The following is a 9,685-nucleotide window of genomic DNA, read 5'->3' as shown; positions in this document are numbered from 1 at the left end:
ATGAAAATTTATGGCCACTATGGCTTTAATGAATTTGTGGTGCTTCTTGGCTATAAAGGTTATTATATAAAAGAGTATTTCGCAAACTACTTCTTGCATAGAAGTGATGTAACGATTGATATAAAAAGTAATAATATGAAAATTCATAAAACATTAAGCGAAGATTGGAAGGTTACTCTGATTGACACTGGGCTAGATACAATGACTGGCGGTAGGATAAAACGAGCTCAGGAATATGTAGGAGATGAGAGTTTCATGCTTACTTACGGTGATGGTGTTAGTGATGTGAATATAGACGAGTTAGTAAAATTTCATAAATTACATGGCAAGGCTGCTACTATGACTGCAGTTCAGCCAGAAGGTAGATTCGGTGCTTTAGATATTAATAATTCAAGCTTAATTACATCTTTTTTTGAAAAACCTAAAGGTGACGGAAATTGGATAAACGCAGGTTTTTTCGTATGCGAGCCTAAGGTTTTTGATTATATTACTGATGGTGATGCTACGGTATTCGAGCAAGCTCCGCTTTCAAATTTGGCTAAAGACGGCGAGCTTTGTGCTTTCAAGCACTGTGGTTTCTGGAAGCCGATGGATGCCTTGCGTGATAAGCAAGTATTAGAAAAACTATGGGATAGCGGTAGCGCTCCATGGAAAAAGTGGTAGCGGATGAACAACGCAATAGCGGCGCAAGAAATGCAAAATTTATACTCCGGAATTTATAAGGGCAAAACCGTTTTGCTTACCGGTCATACGGGTTTTAAGGGCTCGTGGCTTAGCTTGTGGCTGCAGCGCTTGGGCGCGAAAGTGATAGGGTATTCGCTTCCGGCGCCTACAGAGCCAAATCATATAGGACTTTTAAATTTAAATATCATCCAGGTAATCGCCGACATACGAGATCTTGCTAAATTAGACGAGGCGTTTACGACTTATAAACCCGACATTGTATTTCACTTTGCCGCTCAGGCGCTCGTACGTCCATCTTATGCCGATCCGATAACAACCTACGAAACCAATGTTGTCGGCACATTAAAAGTCTTTGAAGCCTGCAGAAAAGCAGGCGTTCGCGCGATCGTAAATATCACCAGCGACAAGGCTTACGAAAATAAAGAGTGGGTTTGGGGTTATCGCGAGAACGATCCTATGGGCGGATATGATCCATATAGTTCGTCGAAAGGCTGCGCGGATCTTCTGGCTAGTTCATATCGAAATTCGTTTTTTAACGAAAAAGACTATGGCGTAAAGCATCAAACGCTGCTTGCTACGTGTCGCGCAGGTAATGTCATAGGCGGCGGAGACTGGGCGCAAGATAGATTGATCTGCGACGTAATGCGCGCGGCAGCTAAAAATGAAGCGGTAACGATCCGCAATCCGAATGCGACGCGTCCTTGGCAGCATGTGTTAGAACCACTTAGTGGATATTTGCTCGTGGGGCAAAAGTTGCTTGAAGGGCGAAAGGAATTCGGCAGCGCGTGGAATTTCGGTCCTAGCGATGATGGCGCGATTAGGGTGCTTGATGTACTAAAGAGCGCCAAGCGATATTGGGATAAGATAGAATTTAAAATCGGCTCCGACACGGACCAGCCGCATGAGGCAAATTTATTGAAGCTTGATTGCTCTAAAGCACATGCGCTGCTTGGCTGGAAGCCCGTTTGGAATAGTGAAACGGCATTTGAAAAAACCATAAGATGGTATAAAAATTTCTACGAAAACGGCACGATTGATACCGAGCAAAATTTAAACAACTACGTAAAAGAGATGATGCGATGATAAAAGTTAGCGATTTTATAGCAAAATTTATAGCCGAACACGAAGATACCGCAAAGACCGTATTTATGGTCTCGGGTGGCGGCAATATGCACCTGATAGATTCGCTTGGCAAAAATGAAAATTTAGAGTATGTCTGTAACCATCACGAACAGGCTTGCGCGATAGCTGCAGAGGGCTATGCGCGCGTCTCAAATAAGATCGGTATCGCGTATGTTACCACGGGTCCCGGCGGGACGAACGCGATTACTGGCGTTTACGGCGCTTGGGTAGATTCGATCCCTATGATGATTATATCGGGACAGGTAAAATTTCAAACGACCGTCGCTTCGCAACCCGAGCTAAATTTGCGTCAGCTTGGCGATCAAGAGGTTAATATCGTTGACATCGTAAGACCTATCACAAAATACGCCGTAATGATAACGGATAAAAATAGCATAAAATTTCATCTGCAAAAAGCTGTTTATGAGGCTAAACACGGCAGACCGGGGCCCGTATGGCTGGATGTGCCGCTAGATATACAAGGCGCGATGGTGGACGAAGCAGATTTGGTAGAATTTAAAATTCCAGAAGAGCCAAAATTCGACACAAAAATCCCGCAGGTTCTAGATGCATTAAAAGCTGCTAAACGCCCCGTAATTATTGCCGGTAACGGCGTAACGCTTGCCGGTGCGAATGAAGATTTTCTAAAACTAATCGAAATTTTAAAAATCCCCGTTATCGGTACCTTCGCTAGATACGATATCGTTAGAAATGACCATGAGTTGTTTTTTGGTAGATACGGCACTATCGGTAATAGGGCAGCAAATTTCGTCGTGCAAAATTCTGATCTCATCATCGCCGTAGGCGCTAGATTAAATATCCGTGCAGTCAGCTATAACTGGGAATTCTTCGGCAGAGAAGCAAAAAAAATTTTAGTCGATATCGATGAAAACGAACTAAACAAAAAAACAATTGCTGCAGATATTAGGATTAAATCCGATGCGAAGACCTTTGTATCGGATTTACGATCTGCACTGAAAGACAAACCGGATTTTGAATCTTGGCTTGAAATTTGCAAAAATTATAGAAAGGATTATCCTACGATCGAGCCTTTTAGGCAAGTGGTGCAGGGTTGTGTAGATTCGTATAATTTTTTTGATATTCTATCAAGCGATAAGCCCGATTTAGTTTATGTTTTTGGCAACGGCACGGCGTGTGTTTCGTCATATCAGAGCTTGAGACTATATAAAAATCAAAAAGTCGTAGTCAATTCCGGCTGTGCTTCGATGGGATATGATCTACCTGCCGCAATCGGTGCGTGTTTTGCAAACGGCAAGGGCAATACTATATGCGTCACTGGAGAGGGCAGCTTGCAGATGAATATTCAAGAGCTTCAGACAATAATTCATAATAAGCTTCCGATCAAAATCTTTGTTCTGAATAATGCAGGCTATATTTCTATCAGAAATACTCAAAACAACTTTTTTAAAGGGCACAAGGTAGGCTCGGATAAAGATAGCGGCGTCAGCTTTCCTAATATCGTAAAATTAGCAGAGGTTTATGGCTTTAAAGCCTGCAGGATAGAAAATCAGCTAAATTTAAAAGGGGAGTTGGAGGAAATTTTATCCAAACCAGGTGCGGTAGTTTGCGAAATAATGCTTTCGCCTACTGAAAAAATGGAGCCAAAATTATCGTCTAAGATAAAGCCTGACGGCAAAATGGTTTCAAAGCCACTTGAGGATATGTTTCCCTTTTTACCGCGAGAAGAATTTTATAAAAATATGATAATTAAGCCGGTAGATGAATAAAGCTGTAGTTTTTGACTTAGACGGGACTATTTATTTTGGGAGTAAAATTGCCGATTTTGCTTTGCAAACTATAGATGAGCTTGAATCCAATGGTTATAATGTCTTATTTTTTACTAATAATTCAACTAAAACAAGAGTTGAAATTTTAGATAAATTAATTCATATGGGTATAAGAACTGCTGTAGATAAAATATATACCTCAGCTTATGCTAGTGCTATATTTTTGCAAAGAAAGGATCTAAGAAATATATTTTTAGTTGGTAGCCGTGGTTTTAAAAGTGAATTAACTAATGCAGATATAAATGTTGAGGATGAGTATAGTTGTGAAGCCGTGGTAATTGGACTTGATTTAAATTTTAACTATGAAATTTTATCAAGAGCTCTTATTGCATTACAAAAATCTCGTAGAATAATAGTGGCAAATACAGATAAAAATTTCCCGGTAGAAAATGGTCTTTTAAGACCCGGTGCCAATGCTATGCTAAGTGCAATCCTTGGTAGTATTGGTGAAGAAATTAAGCTGGATATAGTAGGAAAGCCAAATCCTTTTATGCTCGAAATTTTATGTAAGGATTGGGAGCTTGATAAACAGCATATCGTTGTGGTAGGTGATAGGATAGAAAGTGATATGGCTATGGCAAAGAATTTTAATTGTAAAGGAATTCTAGTTGGCGATAATATTACATTGCTAGATGTTAAGAATAAAATTTTAAGGAGCTAAAATGAATGTTTTAGAATACGAGATGATCGATATTCTTAAAAGACTTAAAGACGAATATGGTGTTTTTGAGATCAAAGCAGAGTACGAGAATGAAGGTAGTAGGCAGGAGGAACTTTGTAGACTAAAAGATATTACCTCTAAAGTTGGGCTTCCTATTATTATGAAAATCGGAGGCGTCGAAGCGGTAACCGATATATATAACGCTATTACTCTAGGTGTAAATGGTATCATAGCGCCGATGGCAGAAACAAAATTTGCCGTTAGTAAATTTTTGGGAGCTATAAACACTTTTGTTGCTGAGGATAATCGCAATGACATAGAATTCGCGATTAATGTAGAAACTATAACCTGCTATGATAATTTTGATGATATTCTATCCTTGCCTAATATAAATACTCTTTCTGGCGTAACAATCGGAAGAGTCGATTTTACAAGTTCGATGGGTAAAGATAGGAGCTTTGCAGATAGCGATGAAATGCTAAGACATTGTGAAAATATTTTTACTAAAGCGAGAGCTAAGGGATTAAAATGCGGTTTAGGTGGAGCCATATCCGCGAAGTCATGCGATTTTATTAAATATCTCATTTCCAAAGGACTACTTGATAAATACGAAACGCGAAAGATAGTATATCACAAAGATGCTGTAAACAATATAGAAGCCGGAATTTTAGCTGGCGTTGAATTTGAATTAGCTTGGCTTAAAAGCAAGCGTAGGTATTATCACAGAATCAAGTCCGAGGATGAGAAAAGAATCGAAATGCTTGAAAAAAGGCTAAGTAACAGATGAATCTTTTCATCACGGGCGGTAGTGGTTTTATCGGCTCGCATCTAAAAAAGCGTCTTGCGCTAAATGGAAATTTTAACGTTTTCGCTCCAAAAAGTAGCGAGCTAAATTTGACTGACGAAAGCGTAGTTGACGATTTTGTCCGTGCGCATAAAATCGATGCTATCGTTCATCTAGCCAATCGTGGCGGCGGTCGTGATACACTGGATATGACAAATTTGACTGAGTATAATTTGCGGATTTTTTTCAATATTGCTAAGCAAAAAAATAAGGTTGCAAAGATCATATCGTTTGGAAGCGGTGCAGAGTACGGTAAGCACAAGCCGATAATAAATGCTCGCGAGGATGATTATAAAAAGGCGCTTCCGCTTGATGAATACGGTTTTTACAAAGCTATCGCATCGCATTATATCGAGGATTGCGCGAACAATATTATCCAGCTTCGTTTGTTTGGAATTTACGGCGAGATGGAGAATTACCGCTATAAATTTATCACAAATGCCGTAGTAAAAAACCTACTGCACCTACCCATCACGATCAATCAAAACGTATTTTTTGATTATATGTATGTCGATGACCTGTTAAACGTAGTGGAATTTTATATAGAAAATGACGCACGACATAAAATTTACAATGCAAGCAGCGGTACGAAAATCGATCTGCTTAGCCTAGCTGCGCTAGTAAATGAGGCGAGCGATTTTAAATCCGAGATAAGCGTGCTAAATGAAGGGCTAAATAACGAATACACTTCTGACAATAGCCTGTTAAAATCCGAGATGGGAGGCAGGTTTAAGCTCACGCCGCATTCAGAAGCGATCGGCAAAATTCGCAAATATTTTAAGCAAAATTTTGCCAACTTAGATTTAGAGACGATTAAAAAAGACCCATATTTGAGAAAAATCAATGAAATTTGGAAAGGTAAAAAATGACGCCACAGGAATTAAAAGCTGAAATTTTAGAAAAGACGAAAGAGTATTATAAATTGGTTCATGAGTCGGCGCAGCACGCTAAATTTGAGCCGGGCAAGAGTCGTGTAAATTACGCAGGCAGAGTTTTCGACGGGCACGAAATGATAAATTTGGTAGATAGCTCGCTTGATTTCTGGCTTACATACGGCGCATATTCTAAAAAATTTGAAAAGGAATTTGCCAAAATGCTTGGCGTTAGATGGGCGTTTTTGGTAAATAGCGGAAGCAGCGCGAATCTGCTCGCGTTTTTCGCGCTCACCTCGCCGCTTCTAAAAGAGCGTCGCATAAAGAAGGGCGACGAAGTCATAACTGTCGCGGCGGGCTTTCCTACGACGGTTGCGCCTATCGTGCAATACGGTGCCGTTCCGGTTTTTGTCGATATGGAACTTGAGTATTTTAATATAGATCACACAAAGCTTGAGCTTGCGCTTAGCCCAAAAACAAAAGCGGTTATGGTGGCTCACACTTTGGGAAATCCTTTTAATATAAAAGTCGTAAAGGAATTTTGCGATAAGCACGGCTTGTGGCTTATCGAGGATAACTGCGACGCGCTGGGTTCGCTATATGAGGGCAAGCCGACCGGCACATGGGGAGATATAGGTACGAGCAGCTTCTATCCGCCTCATCATATGACGATGGGTGAGGGTGGCGCTACATACACAAACAATCCGCTGCTTAAAAAAATTATGCTAAGTATGCGCGATTGGGGGCGCGACTGCTGGTGTGAGAGCGGCGTGGATAATACCTGTGGTAAGCGCTTTTCGCAGAAATTTGGTGAGCTACCGCTTGGATACGATCATAAATACGTTTATTCGCACTTCGGATTTAATTTAAAAACCTCCGATATGCAAGCTGCTGTGGGTTGTGCGCAGATAGAGAAATTCCCTAGTTTCGTGCAGCGTCGTAGGCAGAATTTTAAAAAGCTTTACGATGGGTTAAAAGATATAAAGGAGCTCATTTTGGTTAAAACCCAGCCGAATTCCGAGCCTAGCTGGTTTGGCTTTATGATGACGGTTGCGGACGGAGCAAAATTTAGTAGAAATGAGCTTAGCGAACATCTAGAGAAGGCTGGCATTCAAACAAGAAATTTATTTGCGGGCAACATGATCAGGCACCCACTATTTGCAGAGCTAAAACTCGGAGAGGATTATAAAATTTCAGGAGAGCTAAAAAATACCGATAAAATAATGAACGATAGCTTCTGGGTGGGAGTATATCCCGGAATGAGCGACGAGAAGATAGAATACATCATAAAAGTAATTAAAGAATTTATATCAGCAAAAAGCTAAAATATAATTCAATTCAGTAGTGGAATTTAGAAAGAGAAAATATATGCCAAATAAAGCCGTCTTAAAACTATCTTTGTTATTTTGCATTGCTATATGTTTGATTTACAAAATAGGAAAAAAGATTTTTATTGCTTACGTTGATCCTGCTGAAGATAAATACAATTATTTTAAATGGGTTTACTATTTTATGAATCACGAAAAGATATTTATATTTAATTTTTATCTATTCTATATTTTTATCATCTCTGCTTTCTTTTCTTTGATTTTATGGTATAAAATTTATAAAGACGATATCGATGAATAGCGCTTTGCTTAAAATAAAGGATCTCAATTTTTACCTTTGTGCCAAAGTAGCCATAGCAATTTTAATAATTATACAAATTTCATTTTACTTTTATGGTATTTTTTCGGATTTTAAGCTTGCAAACGAATTTAGGTATATAGAAGAGCAGACGATATTGGATGGTAATAAAATAGTTTCGAATGATCAATATATTACAGAAAACCTGTGCTTTGACCCCAATAATATAAATTATAAATTCAATTCATACGACAATGTCTTTTTATCCGGTAAAAATGGATTTAGTTTTCATAATAACCCAAAGTTTTTGATTTTTGATCCTTATTATAGGCATATTAGCGCAGATACTTTTAAAAAATTTGGAACTCATATAGAAAATATAGGCTATAATAAAGACTTTAATCTTACTTATTATGAAGCCAGAGAAACAAATAGCATAAATAGCATAAATAGATACGGTTTAGATGTATTTTCGCATTCTTATCCTATGTTTGGCGCAGATACTCTAAGTAAGCTTAAAGAAAAAACTGACTTCATAGCATATAATATTTTTGAACAAAATATGCAGATTCTTAGTAGGTATTATTGGGAAGAAACCCCATTTATGTTAAATCCTATAAATGAGCTAGATCTAGATAGAGATAAATCGGAAATTTTTTCTCAATATGGATTTTTAAGTCTATACCCTATTAAATTTATAATGGAACAACTTGGAGGCATAAGCGTTAGTAATTTTGAAAAGACGAAAAATATAGTATGTATGATCTATTATATTATAGCGATAAGTTTTGTATTTCTATTTTTTAAAAATGACTTGATAAGGCTTATTTTTATATTTTTGCTAAGTATTAAATTCTTTTCCATATCTTATTATTTTTATCATTATGGTCCTACATATTTCGATACTAGGCATTTCTTTGATTTGACGATAGTATTGCTTTTATTCTATGCCTCAAAATTTGGAAATTTTAATTTCATGTTTAAAGTAATATGTGTATTGCTAGCGTTGCTTTCCATTTTGATGGCTAATGATTTTGGTCTATATATTTTTATATCACTTTTAGGTGCACTTATTGTAGAATATGGAATAATTGCTGTAAAAAATAGAAAACTCGTAAATGCTGAAAAAATATTTTTTATACTCATTTATACCATTTTGGGGACAATAATATATATAAAATATCCATTTATGAAAAATCCATCAATAAAATACTTTTTAGATGGTTTTTATTCTTTTAATATTCCTGCTGCTTTATTGCTCGCGGTATTGTCGGTAATATTTATTCAATGGTTGTTATTTATATTTTTTTATAAGAAATTGCAAGATAGTAAATATTTATTAAGCTATTCATTTTTGCTATTTTATACAGGATTTTTTTATACTTATATAGTTTGGAAAGTAGACTTGTCTGCCGTTAATTTTTTTATTGCCGCCCTTCCTTTTATTATAATTTTGAATTTATTTCCGGATAAGGCTAAAAATGTGATCTCTATATTATGCATATTTATATGCATAATAACATATGCTAAATTCTCAATGTCTTATATTAAGGAAATTTTTAATTATGAAAAAATATTTGAAACGCATAAAATCTATAAATGGAACCATGAAAGAGCCGGAGGGATAATTACTACATATCCTTTTGATAAATTTCAAAGCTCTATTAATCTTATAAATAAGTATTCGCCTGATACCAAAGAGGTGTATATGATATCAAAATATGATAATATACTACAGTTTTTTAGTAAAAGATATAGCGGATTAAAGTATTTTGAGTTACGCTCTTTTCTAGTATCGGACATAGAATATAATGAAGTCTTAAATTTGATAAAAAATAAAGCCGATATTTTATATGTAGATGCCGATATAGATAGAGACTATAAGGCAGAAATGCGAGAAAGGCGATTTTTTGACCTATATGATGAATATTGGTATAATGAAAATGTTAAGCAGAGAATACCAAAATTAGAGGTATTATCTAAGCTATTTAATGAGGTCAGGGAAGATTATATTTTGGTTGAAAAAGGAAATATGATAGATGTATATAGGAGAAAATAAAATTCCTGA

General features: G+C 36.8%; 8 protein-coding genes. All 8 read left to right on the top strand.

From position 1 onward, the window contains the following. The coding region (gene rfbF / locus Q0537_RS04690; RefSeq protein ID WP_299225517.1) for a glucose-1-phosphate cytidylyltransferase at positions 1-663 on the top strand (663 nt) is incomplete at its 5' end. 3 nt (positions 664-666) lie between these two features. Continuing rightward, positions 667-1,767 (top strand): CDP-glucose 4,6-dehydratase, encoded by a 1,101-nt coding sequence (gene rfbG / locus Q0537_RS04685; RefSeq protein ID WP_299225515.1) that lies wholly within the window; start codon positions 667-669, stop codon positions 1,765-1,767. After that, positions 1,764-3,554 (top strand): thiamine pyrophosphate-binding protein, encoded by a 1,791-nt coding sequence (locus tag Q0537_RS04680; protein WP_299225513.1) that lies wholly within the window; start codon positions 1,764-1,766, stop codon positions 3,552-3,554. Before rfbG ends, Q0537_RS04680 begins: the two co-directional genes overlap by 4 nt. Then, the gene (locus tag Q0537_RS04675; protein ID WP_299225511.1) at positions 3,547-4,275 is read left to right on the top strand and encodes an HAD-IIA family hydrolase; all 729 of its coding nucleotides are present in this window, start codon (positions 3,547-3,549) and stop codon (positions 4,273-4,275) included. The genes Q0537_RS04680 and Q0537_RS04675 overlap by 8 nt, the downstream gene beginning before the upstream one ends. 1 nt (position 4,276) lies before the next feature. Further along, positions 4,277-5,062: an aldolase/citrate lyase family protein gene (locus Q0537_RS04670; protein ID WP_298987774.1), complete on the top strand. Its 786-nt coding sequence runs from the start codon at positions 4,277-4,279 to the stop codon at positions 5,060-5,062. Then, a complete protein-coding gene (locus tag Q0537_RS04665; RefSeq protein WP_299225508.1) occupies positions 5,059-5,988 on the top strand; it encodes an NAD(P)-dependent oxidoreductase in 930 nt (309 codons plus the stop codon). Before Q0537_RS04670 ends, Q0537_RS04665 begins: the two co-directional genes overlap by 4 nt. Then, a complete protein-coding gene (gene rfbH, locus Q0537_RS04660) occupies positions 5,985-7,316 on the top strand; it encodes a lipopolysaccharide biosynthesis protein RfbH (RefSeq protein WP_299225506.1) in 1,332 nt (443 codons plus the stop codon). Before Q0537_RS04665 ends, rfbH begins: the two co-directional genes overlap by 4 nt. Before the next feature lie 296 nt (positions 7,317-7,612). Next, positions 7,613-9,676, top strand: coding sequence for a hypothetical protein (locus Q0537_RS04655; RefSeq protein WP_299225504.1), 2,064 nt, complete (start codon positions 7,613-7,615; stop codon positions 9,674-9,676). Positions 9,677-9,685: the final 9 nt, after the last annotated feature.

Source organism: uncultured Campylobacter sp. (assembly GCF_938017775.1).
Lineage (GTDB): Bacteria > Campylobacterota > Campylobacteria > Campylobacterales > Campylobacteraceae > Campylobacter_B.
This window is presented reverse-complemented; position numbering and strand designations above follow the sequence as displayed.